The organism is Chitinophaga pinensis DSM 2588 (assembly GCF_000024005.1).
Classification (GTDB): domain Bacteria; phylum Bacteroidota; class Bacteroidia; order Chitinophagales; family Chitinophagaceae; genus Chitinophaga; species Chitinophaga pinensis.
This window is the reverse complement of sequence record NC_013132.1, coordinates 2,156,687-2,178,243: the sequence shown is the minus strand read 5'-3', so window position 1 is coordinate 2,178,243 and position 21,557 is coordinate 2,156,687. Positions and strand designations below refer to the sequence as shown.

Genomic DNA, 21,557 nt, shown 5'->3' with positions numbered 1-21,557 from the left:
CGCCTGTCCGCATTATTATGAAAAGGCAAATATGTTTATTAAAGCAATGATAAGTTTTCAAGTAAGACCTTCAATCAGATTACAAACAAGGTTCATTCCAATACTATTGTGGCATTAACAATCTGATGTCGTGACTTTATTTCAACGGGTTAATCTCAAAGTCACCTTACAAATATCGCAAGCCGCCTGAATAAACGATAGGACAAAGGCAAACAACTCGTGGATATTTTTTATCTCTTTTGTCCTATATACAGCTAAATAGCTGCACTGTGATCGCTTCTATACCGGCCTGGAGTGACGCCTTCTGTTTGTTTGAAAATCCGGATAAAATAGGATGGATCCGAATAACCCACTTCCAGTGCTATATCTGTGATGGTATGCATGGTGGCCACCAGCAGTTGCTTTGCTTTTTCCACTCTTTGCTGCAACACATATATTTTCACCGTACTACCGAGTTTCAGTTTAAAAGCATTTTCCAGAGCCCGTTCCGTCAGTCCTAATGCATGCGCACGCTGTTCTACATTCACGGGTTCTTCAGGACAACGATCCACGCTTTCAATAAACTCGTCTATCTCTTTTTCATGCAGTAATATCAGTCTGCTGTCCTGCAATGTGATACGATGCATATTATCCAGGTAGGAAATGACAACGTCGCTGATACGGTTATTATAGTACTGGGTGCGGGCCTGTCCAGTCAGCGGACAATTCTTCATTTTTTCTATCTCCATGCGCACCGATGCACTCAGCCGGATGTACGGCAGATGTGTTGAAAAGCTACTGTCTGTATTGATAGCACGCAACATCTCCTTCAGTTGCTGATAGGTATCTGCGAGTTCATCCAGCAATGTAACCGGCGTCTGAAAATAAATACTGCGGAATGTTTGCCCTGCTGTCAGCTTGATGGTATATTCTACATCCGGCGACAGGTATTGCAAACCCATTTTTCCGGCCTGCAATTGTATATGACTGCCCGGATGTATCATGCGGGTATTGCCTGTTACAATTGCCTGCATAATAATCACCGGCTGACTGACCACCACGGTGATACTGAGATCAGCCGTCGGCTCTATATACAATTCTGCATAAAAACTTTCTGCCACATGGACCTGCTGCTTCAGCAGTACGCCCCATTTACCCGATACAAAAGCAGCAGCTGTATCATGTATCGGCAAACGTAATTTGCGGTAACGCGAGGGCACAACATGCGTTATCGCTGTATCCTGCGTCAGATGCGCAGGCAACCGGAACTCTATTGGCATATTGGTTAGGTTTTTAAAGAATCATGGCCTTGTCCCTCATTTTCTGGCCTCTGTGTTCATCAGACCAAGGGCAAAAAGGAACTTATTTACGAACGCAAAAGTTTCGGCGCTTTTCATGCTTTCACTGTCATCCTGTTCAGGAGAGAACGGGAAAGCCAGTGACTGATAGCTGCCTTTACTGACCAATACACGCAGGTCTTTGGGCTGAAAACCTCCACCCAGGTAACAATAATCGTTCTCCCCTATATCGATCCCTATATCCTGGTGTAAAAACATCATTTCACTATCATTCTGAATAGTGTAAATCAATAATTTACTCAGACCAGGGGTGAGATCGAACCGCAATAGCAGGTTATCCTCTGTGGCATTGATGACTGTATACCAGAAACTTCTTTCAAAAAGCTGCATCTGCTGTATCAATACGCTACATTGGGGTGTAGCATAATACAAAGGTGGCTTCTCTGAAGACAAATAATGTTCAAAAGATGCAGGTACGTGTTCGGATTGTTGAAAAGGTAATAATGAATTAAAGTTAACATCAAGTTTCATGTCAGTCAGTTATTTAAAGTGAAGAGGGGAACTGAGAAATAAGTTGTAACCGTCCTATCCGGGATGAGGGTTCAGCCGGCTTAGGGGTTGTACTGCGGATAAAGTGCAGCCATATTGATGTTCAATTGTAGGAACACCTGGAAAAGTGAAATAAGATCGGAATTTTAAAGACACTACGCCGGATAAGCGTATTTGAAAACTGTCTTCCATTTCATTTCAGGTTAACGTAATATGCCCATGTGTACTAATGCTGCCGGTCCCTTGTACATTACTGCAAAACAGATGCAGGGGTCACTTTCAGTGCAGAATGTGACGGTTGAATTTACAAAATTTCTACGAATAAAAGTTACAACTATTAATAATAGTTATAAGCTGTTAACATTTATAATATCAGCTGTCGGGACACAACATAAAAGCGGATCGACACCAAAATAGCAAAGCGATTACTGAAACATTTTTTATCCTGTAAAGCCATTCCTGCATGTAAAATGTGAACTGTAAAGTTTTTCTGCACTAAAACAGGATTAACCACCGCTCTCGTAACCTTCAGACAGGATGATCTAACAACCGTGTAAACCTATATCAGGACTATGACAGGATTTTACTGTGTCAGGGAGATTTTTCATAGATAAGCCATAGATAACCCATAGATAACCCGTATATATCCCATTCTTATAGATACGGGTTATCTACGGGTTATCTATGGGTTATCTACGGGAAGACTATGAATTATCTTCCTGATGCAGTAAAATTCAAGTGCCTTTTAAAAACTGATCTCCCCGGGATTTTTATCTCCCTGGTACGTTTCTTCCGGTAACTGATAATTATCCAGGCTTGGATGAAATACCTCTATCAACACATAAAAGGAGAGATAAATAGTCATCAGCATACTGCCGATGTACGCGCCTTCTCCCCTGGATATCACAGCTAACAGCAACACTGATATCACATTTAAAATCAGTATCCCGTATACGGCATCTTTAAACTTTCTCAACATTGTATGCATAAAGGAACTGAAGATACAGATCCCTGAAAATGCCAGTATATAACCACTGGAAGAGTGACTCATTGCCGACAGAATGTAGAAACCAGATGTAAATGAACAAACGGCGCCTAAACACATGATCACCATGCCAATGGATGAGGGCACTTTAGTCAGATAGAATACCGCATTCTCTTCTTCTGTTTTATGAACGGATGCCGCATTGCTCCAGACGATTACAGGAATGATATTGAGCAGAACAGAATAATGTAATACATACAACCAGCCATTGTCACTGCCAATAGTATTCATACGGCTAATCACAACATTGCGTAGCAGATAAGCTCCGGCAACACATACCGTAGCATAAGACAACAGAAAAATGATCACTACGTATATGGAATAATGACCCGCCTGAAATGATCCTTGTCCCCCGATCTTGCTAAACAATATACCCAGTTGGTAACCAAAGGCTGTTGCACCGAAGAGGCATATCATTGACAGGAAAAGGTAGAGTACCAGGTATTCCTTACTGCTGATACGCTCCAGTTTTGATTGCAATTTTGCCAGATAACCTTCTGCTGACATCAGGTTATCAGCCAGGAACAAGCCGGTGAAATACAATACCGGGAACAGCACCCGGAAAGGTAAAGTAATCACTTCCCGCAGCCAGAAATTCGTGATGTGAAACGGATTCGTAAGCGTAAAAATGTGACTGGACAATGTAGCCGTAAAATACGTAACAAGCAGTCCTGCCAAGGCCCGCTGCCATATCTGCGGACCACCGAGCAGGTAAGCGCGTACTATCAGTAACAGGAAGTTGACAAATAAAGCCAGCAATAAGGAGTTCAGACCATACGAACCATTTTGCGCCTTAAACCGGGAAAAGAACTCAAACTCAATCAGGAAACTTCCTGCAAGCGCAATCAGCATCAGGAATATCAGCTCCTTATACTTATTCCGCATCAGGAATTCATAGCCGACAGCAAATGAGAACGGCAGTACAAACAGTACATTTGACACATAATCCAACTGGTTAACCGTATTTCGATAAAAGTCCCGTTGGTGGATGTCTCCCGGTAGATAAAAGGCCAGGTAAATAAGCACGGGGATCCAGATAAATTTGAGTACGCGTCTCTGGACAGCGCTGAAATAGGTTGTCATAAAAGTAGGTTATAGGGATTTTAAGTGTGCAATTTAAGCACTTATATTAAACATATTCATCATTTCACAAACAACAATTGCTCTTCCCGCTCGTCAATACCGTCCAGTGTAGGATAGAAAACCTCCTGAAACAAAAAAACGTATTGATATACAAGCATAAAAAAGAGTATAGTAATGCTATCTTAATCTGCCGCGCTGTAAAGAAAGCAAAGCGTTATAGCGTTTAATACCGTAATGATCATGAAAACTGACGGGTGACGTCGCAGAAAAGGACAAAGAAAGGCGCAACAAAAAAGGATGCCGGCAGCTACACCTGCGTAAAAATTGGGTGCCTGGAATAATATGATGCTACAGACACCTGCCATTAATAATCTGCTGATACAACCAGCATATATCAATACTGTGCCAACAGACGATTTTCTCTCTGTGAGATAACATTGCAGGTTTTTCTTCTGTCGTTGTATGTATTGCTTTTTTTCCCGCAAGCAGTATGAAAGACAGGATGTTAACAGGTAACAGAAAATGAAATTTAATGGTAGCAAATTACATACTTATATTTTATTTATTTAATATCAAATATAAGTAAACAATCTGCTCAATATACATATTAGTACAGGGATTATCGCTACTTTTGCGGCACATATGGCTAAAAAAGTAATCTTACTGGTAGACGACGATTTGGATGATCAGGAGCTTTTCGGAGAAGCAATGTCTATCGTGGACAGAGAAGCCTCCTGTTATTTCGCTTCTGACGGAGAAGAAGGACTGCGCATGCTGGAAAATGAAAGCCTGGAATGTGACCTTATCTTTCTGGATCTGAATATGCCGAAAATGAACGGCAAACAGTTTCTCGCTGAGATCAAAAAGAACAACGCCTACCGCGACATCCCTGTTGTCATCTTCTCAACTTCATTGAGAGAAAAAGACGGTATAGAAACTGCTGAGATGGGCGCTGCTCATTTTCTTACCAAACCTTCCAGTTTTGGTGAATTATGCAAACAACTGGAATCCGTATTGACCAAAGCATTGGCTCAATAAACTTCCAGCTTGTCTTTTACAGGCAGTTTTGGGAATGGCTGATGCGGCTCCGTCTGGTACCAGTACACCACAGATGAGATGTCAGAATGCTGCTGCAGATAACGGCCGCCTTCCCGCCAACCGAGGTCTTGTATAGTGACCTTCAGATCCTTATCAAAACGCACAGGATCCATAATATGCCAGCGATACATACCAAACCGCTGACGCGCCCGGTAAGTGCCATCCGGCCGTATCACCTGATGTAAACCCGCATACGGTGTACAAAACTCCATATACTTTCCTCCCCGGTCAAAATTGTATGATCCGCAGAAATAGTCTTCCGTACCTGTACCACAGATAGTAGGAAACTTATTATCTCCGTCCATAAAGAATTTAATCTCCCCTTCACCCCACCAGCCAGAGTTATTCACACCCAGCGCCATAAAAGTACCCACATACTGTCCCTTCCCCTTGATATTATCCACCAGCACATAATCGGATGTGGTATCCGGATTGGTACGACGGAATTGCGCATGGAAATAAGCCGCATCGTCAGGTACATCCGTCAGGGTATAGTCCACCTGGTAATACAACGTCATCTGCTCTGTATTGATGTTTTCCATCGTAATACGGCACTTCTTCCGGAAAGGCATCATCCAGTAGCTATTAAAAGCACTTCCTGGATTGACAGTGATCGCCATTGAATTCAATGGTGCATATTCATTCCAGGCCATTCCAAAAAAATCACCTACCGGACATTCTACAGAAGGCTCCTTTTCATCATCCCAGTACACGCGCAGAATAGAATACCGCCATACTCCTGTAGGTGTCATCCAGATATGCTGAATAGCACCCGGACCTGTTATTTCAGCCATCGTAAAGGTCTGCCCTGGTTTGATGATCACAAAAGGATTCACCTTCCATCCCTGTCCCAGCTCACGTGCCGGCCCCGTGGCATTAGCCGTATTGGGCGCTGCATCTTTCTGCGGAACAGCCATCCCGCCTTTTCCTTTTTCACCGGTAAAATTCTCAGGACTGATAGAGCGGGTCTTCGCATTGGATAGTCGGTAGAGGTTACCCATATTCATATCCAGACCATTGAATTGCTGCGCAAACAATGGCATACAGCAACAGAGTACAAGTAATAATAACGGGAATTTTTTCATCATCTTTTGCTTTGGATATAAAGTACAAAATGATGTGAGAAAAAGAAAAACGCGCAGACATTTTTTATGTGTCTGCGCGTTTTCTTTTTCTCACATCAGTTTGCTGGCAATCAATATGAGTCTAATTACGGGATAACAACTCCGAATAGATATCATAGTTTTCTTTTTCATGACACACAAATACCAGGTTGGTGATCCTGTTATCCTGTGCAAGAAATTCTTTCACTGCAGCTACCGCAATTTCAGCGGCAATTGGTTTGGGAAAATGATATACGCCGGTGCTGATATTCGGAAAGGCAATCGTCTCTACGCCATGCTTCACAGCCAGCAACAGGCTATTGATATAAGCGTTTCTTAATAATCTCTTCTCTTCGTCGTTACCTTTATTCCATACAGGCCCTACTGTATGGATCACATATTTCGCAGGCAATTTACCTGCTGTAGTAATCACTGCTTCGCCGGTAGCACATCTCCCCTGCCTGTCCCTGATCCTGCGACACTCCTCCAGTATAGCAGGGCCACCCGCCCGGTGTATGGCGCCATCTACACCACCTCCGCCTAATAAAGAAGAATTAGCGGCATTTACGATGGCATCTACTTTTATCTGGGTGATATCTCCTTGTATTAATGTAATCTTCATATGTCAGTCATATGTTTTATTGCCAGTCCCGTTGATCGTAACGGCCTGTCTTTATAACTTTACGCAAATCTACTGCCGTTTTCAGATAATCCTTCTCTGTCTTTACAAATAGACTATTCCGCTGCTGAAAAGTTTTGTTTTTATCATCTATCCAACGAATCATTTTACCATCCTTAAAATAAGCCCTGTTTTCACTGACAGTTACCTGCGTATTGGCAAACGCGGAATCGTACATAGGCACAGCATATGTATATACACGCCTGTAACAGAACACGGGCTTTTCCGCTTCATAATAGACTTCCAGCCGCTTATGTCCCATTTCTCCAAAGATATCGTGCACGAGCAATTTCAACGTATCTCCTGCATAATACCCTTCTAGTACTGCACCTTCAGTACTGATCCCCTCCATATTCACCTCTGTTTTTCTGTATTGACCGATTTGCGTATTCACTGTCTGATACTGCTCGCGGATATGCTCCAGCACACTGTCCGTCTGCGCCATTGCAGGCGCTCCTATTAATAATAACAGTATGATTCTAAACATAGATATAATACTTTAAAACACACCCAAATTAATAATTTTATAACTTGTGGCCCTGTAGCGACTTTTAAATATACATATGATTAAAAACAGCAGGCTCTTAATTATTCTGTCAATTTTATTGGGAATCCTGTTTCCTGCGGGGTTAATATACATCATCTTTTCCACCGTGCATGAACACAGCAGAAAGACTGTACAGAGTGATGCTGTCATTTATACATGTGAAGGTAAGACGGTATTGGCTGGGGTACTGAAAGAGTTCAATGCACATGCTGTACGTAAAGGTGGTGGTATGACCAGCGTGTCCGGCTCCTCCAGTTATTACGCCTGTGCATTTGATCTGGAAAAAGGAGAAAAATTGTGGAGCGTTAGGCTGAACGCAAAGAATAACCTGGGTAAGAACTGGGGGGATGCAGTCCTGCTGGGACAGTCCGCTAAATACCTTTTCTTTTTAAGAAACGAGCTGTATGTGATCAATAAAGAAGATGGTAAACTGGTAGCTGGTAATAAGGACCTGAAAGATATTGCTGATAAGTTGATGAATGAAAGCTCCCTGTTCCCTGATTTTGTAAATAATTATCTCTATGATGATTCGTTGCAGGCGGTTGTGATAAAAGGTTCCGACGGACTGGCCTACCTGCTGGATGGCAATACCCTGCAAACGCGTCCCGCACCAGCTATAAATATTGTTACATACTTCAGCCAAAAGCAGCAACACTTCGGTAAGACGGCGGTGAGCAACTATCATGAGCAACTGGTTACTTTTACAAAAGAGAACGGGCAATTGTATGCTTTTATGGATGACAATGACCAGGCATTGCTGCAAAAGGGAGAAAAGCCACCTTATGGTGCGACAAAAGCCCCCAGGCGTTCGCTGTATACCACAGCAGCATCCAACCCGGCGACCACACTGCAACAGGTGAGTGAGGACGTATTCCTCTTTGGTGGTTTTCTGAAAGCAACAGGTATTGACAGCAGCGTATTTAACGAAAACGAAACTGGTTTTTACGAAGGTCCTTATCAGTTGCTTAGCAGGGGTAATCAAAATACGCAGACAAGATTACAACTGCCGGATGGTGGTCATATCATACTGCATAAGGCATCCATTGCATCCAACGCCACCATCATTATCACGGCTGTTGATACCAGCGGAAACAAACGCTGGCAGATTCCCACCAACTTCCGTAATATCAGTAAGGTATTGCAGATAAAAGAACAGCTGTTCATCCTTTCCGGTGAATCAGATAACAATAACGGAGAAGCCGGAAAAATACTGATCTTATCCCTGCTTGATGGCAAAGCCAGTACCTATAACTTCAAAGAAGGCAAATTCATCTAAATATTTATAAATAAGAAAGGCCGGCAAAGTTTGCCGGCCTGCGGATCTAAAACCTCCTGATTTCGAGGGAACAGGAAAAAGTTATGGGCGCTTTAACAGTCTCCACTCTGCCAGCTGGAATAAGTCGCTGCTCTTCACAGCAGTAATATTCAGGCGATAGAACTTAAAAGCAACCTGGTTGGAAAAGGTATATTTTACTGTCAGGAAACGGGAGCCAAAAGACTGATCTGTGCGCGTATCCAATACGGTCCAGTCAGTACCATTATCTGAGCCTTCCAATGTCCAGTTCTTAGGATCACGTTCGGGTGCATCATTGGCAGACGTCATCGTATAAGCGCCTGTAGTGATCGGTGTGGCAAACTCAAGTTGCGCCCATACAGTAGAGAAACTACCCAGCAGAAACTTGGAATTAACATTATTATCAATCAGTTTACCCGAAGTTTCATTTGCATTACTGTTATTCTCATACTGTGTCTTATAACTGATATTTGTATTGGTGATATCAGTTTCTATCAATTTGGAAGGATCCAGTTTCATCACCACTTTACTACGTGTCTCATCCAGCAGGTGACGGGTAGGATTACTCAGACTTAAAGCCAGCACAGGTTTATTCGCTTCATACTTTTTCAGCGATTCTGTTTTTATGACCAGGTCAAATCTTGCCGTATTACTATTGGCCGGAAAGTTCAGCGTAGATGGGATGGTGTAGTCATCTCCTTCTTTCAGCAAGGTAGATCCTGCCAGTGTGCCATCGTCAATCAATGCCTGTGCCGTATCAGCACTGGTACTGATATTCACGGCAAAAGATCCTCCGGCTACACCGCCGAGTGTAACGCTCACCGGTAATACGACAAAGTTGGTGCCCAACGTATGATCTGTACCGGAAGGCTGCTGCAATACGCTCCCGCCACCTGTAAAGAAGAGATAATGAATATCCTCCTGTCTGATCACCTCTGTGGTATTAATCAGTAACACCGCCATTTTTCCGGTAGCGTCCAGGGTATTATGCTTACCAACATCCACCAGACTGATCGCGAGTGCCAGGGTCTTTCCATAATATTTTTCTATTGCCTGCATACTGACCTGTAAGGGGATAGAAATCGTATCGATACCAAACCTGACCTCAGCAGTCTTAGCCAGCTGATAATAACTCTCTTCCAGTAATACAGCATCGCCCAGTTGTCCGGCGTCAATCATATGCCGGATCGTGTCGTTATTCACATGTATATCTACTGTGAATATCTTCGGCGCTGTAGCAGACAACACGATATTGACAGGAATAGTGACATTATCAACAGTACGGGTGTAATTATTACCCGAAGGCACCGTGATCCGTCCGTTGGTACTACGGATAGAGACGTTCACCGGCGATAATTGTTCGTCGTTAAACTTTTCATTCTTTTTGCAGGAAAACAATCCTGACAAACATAGCAGCAACAGCACAGGGAATATATTGCGACTCATATCAGCGTATTTGCGGTTTTTAAATAAATGATCAGAGGCTGGCATAGGAAGTAACCCATACCCTTCCATCCATCTGCCATTTTGTATCTGCGGCGATCTGTAGCCAGTTCAATACCTGACGGGCTACATCCACCGGCTGAGGTACCAGTTGCGCCAGATTTGTGGCTGTACTTGGGCACATCAGGTCATTGAAGTCATCCCATTGGTGAGCACCGTGTATAACAAAGTCATGCCGGTACTCTGACTGATCTTTAAAGACGCCGCCAAAACCATCCCGGCAGGGCCAGTAGCCGATCAGGTAATCCCGGTAAGGATGCGAAGAAGGCAATTCTTCTGCGCATACATAAGCTTTGATCACACTATCCGGTAAGGCTGCGCGCCAGAAACGGATCTCGGTAACATTGGCATTCAGCCAGCGATTATCATCCACAACGTTCGCCGGCACCCAGCCTAATGTCACCGGAGATCCATTATCGAAATTTCCATAGGAGGTTATTTCTTGTTCCGTATTGAAATTACCGTCGGTGAACAGGCGTATAAAGCGCTTATTATCTCTGTTCAGGAATACGGCTGTCAGGTCATGCCATTTACCATCACTGATATTAGCGCCGGTTACCATATTGAAACCAGCACCATTCTGTCCATAATGTACGCCCCAGGCATTTGTTTCCAGTGACATACTCCAGCCGGTGTTTTTCCACCAGTCATTAGAGAGGTTATTACCGATGATATTGGGATAAGTGTAGGAGTAATCGCCGTAAACGGTTTTGTTCTTTCTGATCTTCAGGGCAATGGTTATTTGATTGGTCTTGCCAAGGTTCAGGTCTTCCTTTCCTTCATTGATATCGGCATATACAGCGGTAGCTGCTGTTTTACCATACAGTCTTACTGACTTACCTGTATAGCGGTTACCTGTATAAGGACGGTCGATGAAATTGGGCATATAGCGGGGAGAATAAAAGATCGTGAAGGTATTGATCTTAGGATTGCTGAGAATAGTACCATCATCGTCTTCCGGCTTCAATTCGTGCGGACCACCATTACCAGAGGTAACGATCACCAGCCAGTTTTCATGTGCATAGTTCTTACGCTGTTTCAACGCGTTCATGATATTACCGACGTAGTCATCCACCCGCTGAATAGCGGCCTTATATTCAGGAACACTTACATCATAACCGTATGTTTTACCGGCAGTAGCTACCTGGCTGAACTGACCGAATATCAGTCCGGCAGTATCCACCTTCAGTTCATCTATTATAGCCAGTTCCGTTGCGTCATCATCATTTGAAAAGGTGCGGTTTACATCTGCGTCCGTGATCAGCATCTTACCCAATGAATCAGAAGCACTGTATGCAGCAATACGAAAAGCAGGCATACGCGCTTTGATGTATTTAAAAAACACCGGATACTGCGACAGCCTGTTATCACTGAAATCGCTTTTTACCACCCCATGTTTTTCCTTGCGTACACCGGTCAGCAGATCCGCCCATGCGGTCGCATTCAGGTTCAGTGTATCGCTGAGACTATTCCAGGAATAGATCGCATTATCTCCCAGCATCTGCAAATGAGTAGCCTGTGCATTTCTGACAGATTCTCCCCGGGCGCCGTCTACTACCAGGAACAGTATTTTAGGCTGTCGGCCCGTTACACCGGTTGTATCTTCATATTCCCTGTTTTCCAGCATCCGGTCATAGCCTTTGTTACAGGCTACGCAAAGTACACCGATGATGATGGTCAGCCATCTGAGCTTCTTCATATATGCGATTAATTTTATCATTTGAATAAGAGGCGGACTACATTACTGATATCTTTCTCATTAAAGCGGCTAAAGCCTCCCATGAGCAGTGCCTGGGTTTGTCCGGAAGTGTTGATTGTCTCGAATACCTTCGAAATGGAACCGGAGAAGTCGCCGGTATTGTTATATCCCGGGGCCAGTTTACCTGTATTATCCAATACCATGAAACCACTACGGTGCACGTTATCATAGCGGTTGAAATTACCGTTGACGATCACCATGCCATTGCTCAGCTGCTGTGCACACCAATAGTTTTCGTTACTGGCTTTCCCACGTACATTGAATTGCGCATCAGTCGTTCCGTCTGCCTTCAGCATCACCAGGCCACTGGCAGGTGCGTTATCAAACTTGATAAAACTACCTGAGAGAACGAACCTTTGCGTGGCCTCATTGAAACGGATAGAGAAAATAGAGTTATCTGCTCCACCACCGCCAAAACCAGGATCCAGGCTTCCGTCTACATTAATACGGGCGATATATGGAGCCGGCTGGCCATTATAACGGGTAAAACGACCTACGATGATAATCTTGCCATCTGCCTGCTGATAAGCATCGGATATAGGTCCATTAGGACCGTCAAAGCTCCTGTGACGGGCCAGGTCATAGTTAAAGGAGGAATCCAGCGAGCCGTCCGGCATAAAACGGACCAGCTGACGCACCAGCACACTGTCTGTAATCAGGGAATCTCTTTCCTTCAGGTAATCAGATTTACCATATACAAACTGTAGATAGTAATTGAAACTACCGACTGCGGTAATGCGGTTATTGTGAACAAATAGCCTGGAGATGCGGCCATCTGTACCGCCATTGAAGGCAGGCACGGTATCCTTGTCTGTAAAGGTGTTCACACTCATGGAATCCAAAGAACCGTTACTATTGAGTATGGTAATATTGTGGATTTCTGCCTGATGGATATCGTAGGAAGCAAAGTTGCCACCCACTACCAGTTTACCACTAGGCAGAGCGGCAATACTGTTCAGGGAACCATCTGCACCTCTGCCTGACTGGAGACTACGGTCCATTTCTCCATCCTTTGAAGTCAGCACGATCCTGCTGATAGGTCTTACAATGCCTTTACGTTCATAATCCAGGAAATCGCCTACCAGTAGAAGTCTGCCATCTGCGTAACGGTATACGTCATTCACCCAGTTATTAGCGCCTACCACTACTTTATAGTTAGGGTCAATATCCAGGTTTCCTCTTACCCTGAAAAGCGGACCAAAAAATATCTGGTCTCCGATAGTAGCAGAGGTAACACCTGTGCTGGCGGTTACAGGCACTTTTACCTGTATGCCGGCAGAATCTACTTTGATAATTTCACCCGGTTCTCCGTTGAAATTGAAAAGCAGGGCGTCTTTATGTTTTACGAGTCCTTTTCCTTTAAAGGTGATCACCGTACCCGGCGCGGCTTCTGAAGGAGCCGGTATTTCCGTACTCAGTTGCACACCCAGTGGTTCTTTTCCACCAGCGTAAGGATCTTCGAATTTCTCTTCTTTCTTACAGGCGGCGATGACAAGCATCAGCAGCACTGCTGTTATTATTCTTCTCATGTGATACTGACTTTTTTATTAACCTCCGTTTTCCATTGCAGCGATCACATCGGAGATAAAGAGATACGCGCTGAAACCGAAATAAAGATGATTATCATTGATCGTATGCACCACGCCATTGTAGGTAGTGATATTACAGGACGCAATACGTTCAATGATCCAGTTGTCTTTTGGCTTCGCCGGATCAGGTATCCAGGCAATCGTTAACTGGCGGTAGCCAACATATTTCACACCGTTATCATCATTGTAGATAACACCGATATTCATGGGGGTACCGAACCAGGACAGGTATCCCTGACCAGGATAAGTATTCAGCAGGTTATAATCTATCTGTGGATAATCTTTCAGCTCATTAGCGCCATGGAACATGTACATCTGCAGATACTTCTGCCAGATGCGCTGTGGCACGTCAGCGAGTGTTTTTATTGTATCGTGTCCCTGATAATACAGGCTGTAGTTCAATTCCCGTACCAGCCGGAGTATACTTCTATCGGTCGGCGCGAAGAATGTCAGGGTATCGCTTTTGAATACCTCTTCCATTCCTGCCAGTCTCACTATTGTGGCCAGCGAATCAAAGTAGAGAGGAACCGCATCCAGGTAATCCATGGTAGTTCCTTTAAAAGCAGGATCATGTTTTCCTGAATCCTGGAAGTATTCATCTTTTTTACAGGCCGTGAATACCATCAAAAGGGCTGTCATTAAACAGAGTATTGTCCGCATAAAACAGTTTTTATCTTAACCAATAGTTGTTCAGTTGCATATAAGGGTTGTTATCCAGCGCGCCGGTATTGATAGGCCAGGTCCATCCGCCATTATCAAACTGCGCCTGTGTAAGCGGATAATAACACCATTGCTGGTTGGTAACACGACCGGTACGTACCAGGTCGAAATAGTAGTGACCTTCCATCATCAGTTCTTTTGCTCTTTCTGTGAAGATGGCGTCTTTGAGGGCTTGTCCGCCGCCACCCTGATATACAGGTGTTTTAGCGCGCAGCCTGATCATATTCATCATCCTGATGGCCTCAGCGGTCTGCGTTTCGCCCAGTTCAGCCAGTGCTTCTGCTCTGAGGAGAATAGCGCCTGCGTACCGCAATACGATGAGGTTGTTATCCACATTCACATCTGAGTTACCCTGTTCATAAAGGCTGTTATACTTGAGGAACATGAAAGTGCCGTCATTGGCAAACATCTGTGAGTCAAACCACATTTCTATTCTTGCGTCAGGCACACCAGTCGGATAGAGGCGTCGCAGGTATTCTGCCCGGAAGTAGGTAAAACTATACTGGTGATTGTATGCAGGACGTTTATAGGGGTAATGCACAACAAATTCAGAAAGGTCATTCCATTTTTCTGCCAGTCCTTCTCCATAGTTGGAGCTGATCACGATATCAAACAGACTTTCTCTTGAACGGCCTTTAAAGATGGTGAATGACTCTTCAATAGGCAGCAGTGAATAAGCGCCGCTCTTGATCATCTCATCACCCAGATCGGCGGTAGCCTTGTAATGCTGCTGCGCATTGATTTTATCAAAACCGGCGTTCCACATATGTAACTCCATCAGCAAACCAATAGCAGCGCCTTTGCTTGCTCTGGCGCCCTGGTAGGCCGGTTCTGTAAATGACCATGGCATATCGCCCAGTACGGCGGTAAGTTCATTGATACAGTTATTCACCACGTTGACCATTTTCTCCCTGGGTAAGGGAGCCTCATGATAGGCGTCAGTGTAGTACACTACATCTCCCCACATTCTCACCATGATAAAATAGCTCAGACAACGCATAAAGGTTGCTTCGGCTTTATAAGCCTTTTTACGGGCTTCTGTCAGATCGGGTATCTGGCGTCTGTCTACTTCGTAAATAAGGATATTACAAGCCTGTATAACGCGATAATAGGGCTTCCAGTCCGCCATGTTATACAGGTCGAAAATGTCCCAGAATTCCTTCCCTGCCGGTCTGTAAATAACAGAGAGCAGGTCATTCTTCGCGATATACTCCACAAAGGTTCTGTCTGAACCATCGCCCTTTGGCGACATGGCCAGCATACCTCCCCGGGCCTCCCCTGCCATCGCAAACAGCGGACAGGAACCTGTTACATCCCTGAAAAGACCATAGATGTCCCAGGCATTATCTTCCACATCTTTCGCTGTTTTGAAGAAGGTATTACCTGAGAGCCGGTCCAGCGGCTCCACGTTCAGGAACTTTTTGCACCCGTACTGACTGATCAGCAGTAAACAGGTAGTGATATAAATAAACCTCCGGATCATAGCAATACATTTAAAACTTTAGAATTCTACGTTCAATCCCACGTTATAGCTGCGGGCAATCGGATAACCTCCTGACTGGTCACGTCCCAGCGCCGATACGTTTTCCGGGTTAGGGCCGCTGTATGGTGAGAAGGTGATCAGGTTATTGCCTGACAGATACATGCGGACTGAATTGATACCATAGCGATTGGTAAACTTCCTGTTCACCAGGTAGGCCAGTGTCATGGTATTAACCTTGAAATACGAGCCATCTTCCTGTATGAGGGTCTGATCATAGCGGTAAGGCCTGATATCGTTGTAGCGTTTGTAGTCAAAAGGATTCGGATAGTGAGCGCTGGATCCCGGACCTTTCCAGTAATCCACATCACTGAAATCAACCATTGCCTTTGGATTATAAGGATCGCCCAGGAACTGCATTCTTTCCGCAAATGCATTGTTCAGGATGTCCCTGATAAGGGTAAAGGAAGTACTGATGTTCAGTGAGAAATTCTTCCAGTTTACGTAAGACTGGATACCACCGGTGATCAATGGTTGTGAGTTACCGGCAGCTACATAGTCATTTGCATCGAGGATGTAGTTGCCATCCACGTCTTTCCAGATAGGATCGCCTGCCTTGAAATAAGTACCGTTGGACGTACGGTAACGCTGACCGGTAGCCGGATCAACCGGTACGTCTGCATCTGAGGCATACACCCCTTCCGTTTTCAACAGGTAGTTGGTCAAACTGTTTCTGCCCACACGGAAGAGTGTATGCTGACTGGTGGAGTTGTCGTACTGTACCAATTGTCTTGCGCCATTCGGGAGACTGGTCAGCACGTCTTTATTCAACGCCGCATTCAGGGAGAGTGTCCACTGTACTTCACTGGTACGGGGCAGCGGACGGAAAGTCAGGGTGAGCTCATACCCGTAGTTGATCAGTGAAGTTTCATTCGTGGTGATCTCGTTGAAACCTGTGATATTGGACAGCGATTTGGTACGGAGGAGATTCTTTACGGTCTTGTAATAAGCGTCGAAGATCACCTCTATCCTGCTATCAAAGAAACCGGCCTCAAAACCGCCGTTATACTGTGTAGTAGCTGTAGGTTGCAGGTATGTATTGGGTAATTGATTGAAGTTGATCCCCAGGCGTGGATTCGCATTATAAGTACCTCTCGGATCATAGGTACCATAGATGGAAAATATATCGCCGGAGGGAACGATGTTCTGTCCCCAGCTACCACGTAAGGAACCATAGGTGAGCCATGTCTTCTCACTGAAAGCCGCCTCTTTGTTAAAGTTCCACCTGACACCGATAGCAGGGTTCTTGGAGTAAGGATCTTCAAAACCGGAGCTGGACGTACCGTCCATCCTGTAACTGAAGTCCACTACATACTTCTGTTTGTAGTTGTAGGAAAATGTTCCTGCAAAGGAGGCCACATGCTGTTTGCTGTAGTTATCCAGGAGGCCCCCTCCACGGGAAGCATATCCATCATAACCGAGCGGTCCTTCGTATTGGTTATTCGGCGTTTTCTCCTGCCGGATCACCTGCGCCTGGAAGCCACGGTTATAGAATTCGTTAAATGCGGAGATAAAGAAATTGTGGTTTGTATTAACAACGCGGTTATAAGAAATTGTGTTACGGTTGTACAGTGTAAATTTACGGTCGTTATAGGCATAGATCTGTGAGAAGTCGTTATTCGCTTCTGCCGGCGTAAACCTGTCTTCCGTATTGGAAGCATATTCATAGCTCACGCTTGATCCGAGGTTCAGTCCGGGTACCAGCTGATAGCTGACATCCAGGCTACTGCGCACGTTACCCGTTTTGTTATCATTACGTGTGTTTAAAGCCGCCAAAACACCAGCTGTACTCTGGTAGAAAGAAGGGCCGGGCAAGAGTGAAGAAGCAGCAGCATTTGAGGATACACCGCTCTGTGTCAGACCGTTACCATTGCCTTTGTTTCTTCTACCCACCTGTGTGGATAAAGTAGTGAATACGCGGAGCTTTGTATTAGGCTGGTACAGCATATTCGTATTGATGGAATACCTGTCAAAGCCTGTATTGCGGATCACACCATTTTCATGATAATATCCCAGATCCACCTTGTAGTTGAATTTAGGATCACCGCCACTGATATTCACGTTGTGCGTCTGGTTGGCCGTAGTGGCATAAAATACATCCTGCCAGTTGGTAGAATTGTTATAGTAAGGATTCAGACTATCTGCCAGGAAAGGCTTGGTAGAAATCTGATAGATGTCTTCCATGTTACTACCTCCATAGATCATACCCAGTCGGATCCTTCTTTCTTCTTTACCGCCAATCGTCGGACGTAACTTCGGTGGATTATTCACAAAGAAGTTACCGGTATATCTCACCAGCGGAATCGGAGAACTACCCCGACGGGTGGTAATCAGAATCACGCCGTAAGCACCCCTGGAACCGTATAAGGCGGTTGCCTGGGAGTCTTTCAGGATCTCCATACTTTCGATGTCTTCCGGAGGGATGAGGGAGAGCGGACTTACACCAGGACCAGCAGACTGATATCCATATTCGAAGTTAGCATCCGCCTCTACAGGTACCCCATCGATCACATATAACGGAGATGTCGGCGACAGGAACGCGTCGTTACCATTACCGGATACACTGATATTAGACAAGCCCCTGATCTGTATCAGACCACGACCACCCGGTGTACCGGTATTATTCTGGATATTCAGACCAGCAACACGACCCTGTAACAGTTGTTCTACGTTGGATACGGGAACGTCCTGTAATTCCTTACCACTTACGATCACCGCAGAACCAGTCGTTACCTCCCTGGTCTTTTTCTGGTAACCGATCACGATTGCCTCATTCAGTTTATTCTCTGTCACCACCAGACGGATCACCAGGTCCCGTTTATCTTTCATTTTTATCTTATAATCGGAGAAACCGATATAGCGGAATACCAGCTGTGCATCTGCTGGTACTGCTACTGAGAATGACCCGTTTGCATTGGTCACACCCACCGCCTTCGGCGGCGTACCCGCCATGATACTTACGCCCACCAGTGGTTCATTTGTCTGGGCGTCCCTTACTACCCCTTTGATCTGTACTTTTTCCTGCGCGCTCAAAAATATCGGCAGCAGCAGCAGAAAAAGCAGTCCTGAAAATTTATACATACGCTTACATTGCATAGCGATAGATTTTTGTGTTGATAACTCATTCATCCCTGAACCGGGGATTGTTCCTGAAATAGAAGATAATTTCCCAGTCGCCTTTCTGATAAATATTGAAGTTGAGGTCCAGTACACCTGTCTGGCGGATATTACCAAATGCCACACGGGTAAAACTGAATTTCACATAAGCCTGTGAGCCGTCCCCGTTGGTATACCTGGTTCTAAACCGCATTGCAGGTATTGGATATGCGACCTGATAAGTAACCTCTGTTGTCGTGATCTTCTTATCAAAACCATGCATCAGGGAATCCCAGGGAGTGAGGTTAAATTTCGCAGGATCAATTGGCAATGAGTCTTTATCCATAAACTTGAATGACAGCGAGTTACCATTCCCTTTTTTATTGAAGAAGACCCTTACACTATCGCCTTTCAGATCAAGGTTGGTGTCATCATCCACCATGTTATATACGCCCGGATGATTGTAGATCAGTTCAAATACAGATGAATCATTAGGGTTGGGGAAATTAGCCCGGTGTATACCTGTAACTGCATCATATTCATAAGGCGCATATGGCTGTTCCCGCATCGGCATCAGCGAAAGATCTTTATAGGTGTTCGTGCCACCGGAATTGGTCGCTTCCACATCAAACAGGTAACCTGAGTCAGGTTGATGACGCATATTCGACTGAATGGCTTCAGCCCACAGTACAAAGTCACCGGAGGTTGGTCTGATTTCAAATATGGAATGACGTTCTACAGCACGTTTATTTTCTATTTCTGCCAGTGACTTTTCCTCCCCGGTATAAGCGGACTTCCAGACCAGCACATCCGTCTGTTGATCGAAATCGCTGGCAGCCTTACCATCTCTTTTGTACCGCACATTGAGGATACGGAAACTGATCGGTGTAGTTGAATTATCTGTATTGAAGATCTGGGAGTACAGAGTTGTCCTGCCCAGAATGGGAGCAAATACTTTCTGATTGTATACAGCCCGTTTGCTAAGGAAGTCGAGATCGTCTGCCGCCCATTTCCGGCAGGCGAAAAGCAACAGGAGCAAGGATAAAAATAATAAGCTTTTTCGCATGGGTCTTGATATTTTAGTTTAAAGGCCGGAAAGTGACAGACTTCACATCGAAGCCATCGTGGTCAACAAAAAAGCGCATGACATGTACACCTTTGGTGAGGAATACACTGGTGGCTATAGTCTGTCGTTTGTGGTATCCACCGGTATTAGGCACCTTTAACTGTCCGGTCACATCTTTGCCGTCAAATTCCAGGTGGAAGATGCCGTTCGTACCTTCAGAACCGACGAGTATAAATGTGTTGTAGGAACCTGTTTCTTTTACATTGACAGTATAGTTCATCCATTCGCCGGTAGAGTTCCATCCTACCTGGTAACCACCACCTTCATTCTTGGCGAAGTCAATATCTATCCCTTCCGATTGTCTGTACTTATTACCTTCATTCCTCGTATTGGTATCATGGTAGCCAACACCTTCCCCACCTGGATCGTAGTCTTCCAGGGCGATGACGCCAGGTATAGGCATGGGAGCATTCTTAATGACAAATTTGAGGAAGCGCAGATCGAAGTTGGCAAAGTCAAAATAGACCTTCATCAGATGCCGGCCGGCTGTCAGCTGAACAGTAGTAGTAATATCCCGGAAGTTATCATAGCCGCCGGAACCAGGCATAACAACGGAGCTACCTACTACCGGACGACCATCCATTTCCAGGTGTACACGACCGTCATCACCTCCGCTACCGTAACGTAAGGTCATATCGTATTCACCAGTTTGCGTTACTTCTACAGTGTAATCCATCCACTCTCCCGTTTCTGTCCATCCCACCTTCAGGCCACCTTCACCGGCAGTTGTAATATCCACCTGATCAGCAGGGCGATACTGGCCACCCTGGTTGTTCAGGGAGAAGTCCAGGTAGGCGACTTTGTTACCGCCACGGTTGTATTGTTCTAATCCGACTACACCAGGTATATAGAAAGGATAATCATTCCAGGGAGAAGAAACCGTTGGATTCATTCTTGGGATGAATTCATCAAATCCAAACATGTGATCCTTTTCCAGCACGTTGACATAACCATTCTTCGTAACGATATCGAGGGCTACGGTCGTCGCGTTGCTCCAGCGATTCGTATAGATTACGCCTTTGGTATCACTGTAGGTGATGACGCCGGGACCGCCACTGACATGGCCTTCTGCATCTGTACGTTTGAACTTACCATGCATTGGGTAGTTGTAGCGGATAGTCGTCAGTCCGAGACCATCCTGTAAAGTCATCACGTGTGAGGAAAAAGTATCTCTTACAAAATACCGGCATACCAGGGTATCGAGCTGTTCATAGGGAACGGTATTGATATACATATGTGCTCTTCCCTGTATAGTACGCAGGGTATTCATATTTTCAATAGCCTGTTTGAAACTGGCGTCAGTAGGTGCGAATACGGTATATAAACCATTCTTCAGCGTATCAGTCAGGTGCACCCTTTCTACTGCCAGCAGGAAGGAATCGTACTGGTGTTCATTTTTCAGGAAATCGTAGGTAGTGCCATCAAATTCCTGTAACTGATTCTGATAACCATAGTACCCACTGTCCTTTTTGCATCCGCCATAGAGCAGCACGACACAGATACACAGCGCAAGCAGTTGCTGAATGTTCAGCATGTGTTTCATTTTTTT

General features: G+C 44.9%; 16 protein-coding genes. 2 read left to right on the top strand and 14 right to left on the bottom strand.

The window, feature by feature from the left end; translation table 11 throughout:
• Nucleotides 1-254 precede the first annotated feature (254 nt).
• From CPIN_RS09035 to CPIN_RS09020, 3 genes are all read right to left on the bottom strand, one after another.
• Nucleotides 255-1,259, bottom strand: a complete 1,005-nt coding sequence (locus tag CPIN_RS09035; RefSeq protein WP_012789467.1) for a helix-turn-helix transcriptional regulator — start codon at nucleotides 1,257-1,259, stop codon at nucleotides 255-257.
• 36 nt (nucleotides 1,260-1,295) lie between these two features.
• Nucleotides 1,296-1,808 carry a hypothetical protein gene (locus CPIN_RS09030; protein ID WP_012789466.1) on the bottom strand — a complete coding sequence of 171 codons (513 nt, stop codon included), beginning with the start codon at nucleotides 1,806-1,808 and terminating at the stop codon, nucleotides 1,296-1,298.
• Nucleotides 1,809-2,571: 763 nt separating this feature from the next.
• Complete coding sequence (locus tag CPIN_RS09020) at nucleotides 2,572-3,954, bottom strand: hypothetical protein (RefSeq protein ID WP_012789464.1); 1,383 nt, start codon at nucleotides 3,952-3,954, stop codon at nucleotides 2,572-2,574.
• Nucleotides 3,955-4,596: 642 nt separating this feature from the next.
• Between CPIN_RS09020 and CPIN_RS09015 the strand changes: the two genes are divergently transcribed.
• Nucleotides 4,597-4,992, top strand: a complete 396-nt coding sequence (locus CPIN_RS09015; protein WP_012789463.1) for a response regulator — start codon at nucleotides 4,597-4,599, stop codon at nucleotides 4,990-4,992.
• On the opposite strand, the gene CPIN_RS09010 is transcribed toward CPIN_RS09015, so the two are convergent.
• The 3 genes from CPIN_RS09010 to CPIN_RS09000 all read right to left on the bottom strand — a co-directional run bounded on the left by CPIN_RS09010 (nucleotide 4,986) and on the right by CPIN_RS09000 (nucleotide 7,321).
• Nucleotides 4,986-6,140, bottom strand: a complete 1,155-nt coding sequence (locus tag CPIN_RS09010; protein WP_012789462.1) for a glycoside hydrolase family 172 protein — start codon at nucleotides 6,138-6,140, stop codon at nucleotides 4,986-4,988. The genes CPIN_RS09015 and CPIN_RS09010 overlap by 7 nt on opposite strands.
• A 118-nt stretch (nucleotides 6,141-6,258) precedes the next feature.
• On the bottom strand, nucleotides 6,259-6,777 hold the full coding sequence (locus CPIN_RS09005) for an O-acetyl-ADP-ribose deacetylase (protein ID WP_012789461.1): 519 nt from the start codon (nucleotides 6,775-6,777) through the stop codon (nucleotides 6,259-6,261).
• 16 nt (nucleotides 6,778-6,793) lie between these two features.
• Entirely contained in the window at nucleotides 6,794-7,321 is a 528-nt protein-coding gene (locus CPIN_RS09000; protein ID WP_012789460.1) for a hypothetical protein, read from the bottom strand.
• Nucleotides 7,322-7,397: 76 nt separating this feature from the next.
• Here CPIN_RS09000 and CPIN_RS08995 point away from each other — a divergent pair, with 76 nt between their 5' ends.
• The gene (locus CPIN_RS08995; protein ID WP_012789459.1) at nucleotides 7,398-8,657 is read left to right on the top strand and encodes a PA2928 family protein; all 1,260 of its coding nucleotides are present in this window, start codon (nucleotides 7,398-7,400) and stop codon (nucleotides 8,655-8,657) included.
• A gap of 81 nt (nucleotides 8,658-8,738) precedes the next feature.
• On the opposite strand, the gene CPIN_RS36450 is transcribed toward CPIN_RS08995, so the two are convergent.
• The 8 genes from CPIN_RS36450 to CPIN_RS08955 are packed head-to-tail and all read right to left on the bottom strand — an operon-like array spanning nucleotide 8,739 to nucleotide 21,542.
• Nucleotides 8,739-10,121, bottom strand: coding sequence for a discoidin domain-containing protein (locus tag CPIN_RS36450; protein WP_052306770.1), 1,383 nt, complete (start codon nucleotides 10,119-10,121; stop codon nucleotides 8,739-8,741).
• A 31-nt stretch (nucleotides 10,122-10,152) separates the two neighbouring features.
• On the bottom strand, nucleotides 10,153-11,877 hold the full coding sequence (locus CPIN_RS08985; protein WP_012789457.1) for an alkaline phosphatase family protein: 1,725 nt from the start codon (nucleotides 11,875-11,877) through the stop codon (nucleotides 10,153-10,155).
• A 17-nt stretch (nucleotides 11,878-11,894) separates the two neighbouring features.
• Nucleotides 11,895-13,466 (bottom strand): DUF5008 domain-containing protein, encoded by a 1,572-nt coding sequence (locus tag CPIN_RS08980; protein WP_012789456.1) that lies wholly within the window; start codon nucleotides 13,464-13,466, stop codon nucleotides 11,895-11,897.
• A gap of 18 nt (nucleotides 13,467-13,484) precedes the next feature.
• Nucleotides 13,485-14,165: a fasciclin domain-containing protein gene (locus CPIN_RS08975; protein ID WP_052306769.1), complete on the bottom strand. Its 681-nt coding sequence runs from the start codon at nucleotides 14,163-14,165 to the stop codon at nucleotides 13,485-13,487.
• Nucleotides 14,166-14,196: 31 nt separating this feature from the next.
• Complete coding sequence (locus CPIN_RS08970; RefSeq protein ID WP_012789454.1) at nucleotides 14,197-15,729, bottom strand: RagB/SusD family nutrient uptake outer membrane protein; 1,533 nt, start codon at nucleotides 15,727-15,729, stop codon at nucleotides 14,197-14,199.
• Between the two features lie 18 nt (nucleotides 15,730-15,747).
• The gene (locus CPIN_RS08965; RefSeq protein ID WP_222838190.1) at nucleotides 15,748-18,882 is read right to left on the bottom strand and encodes a SusC/RagA family TonB-linked outer membrane protein; all 3,135 of its coding nucleotides are present in this window, start codon (nucleotides 18,880-18,882) and stop codon (nucleotides 15,748-15,750) included.
• Nucleotides 18,883-18,907: 25 nt separating this feature from the next.
• On the bottom strand, nucleotides 18,908-19,948 hold the full coding sequence (locus CPIN_RS08960) for a DUF5007 domain-containing protein (protein ID WP_012789452.1): 1,041 nt from the start codon (nucleotides 19,946-19,948) through the stop codon (nucleotides 18,908-18,910).
• A 13-nt stretch (nucleotides 19,949-19,961) separates the two neighbouring features.
• Entirely contained in the window at nucleotides 19,962-21,542 is a 1,581-nt protein-coding gene (locus tag CPIN_RS08955; protein WP_012789451.1) for a glycoside hydrolase family 5 protein, read from the bottom strand.
• Nucleotides 21,543-21,557: the final 15 nt, after the last annotated feature.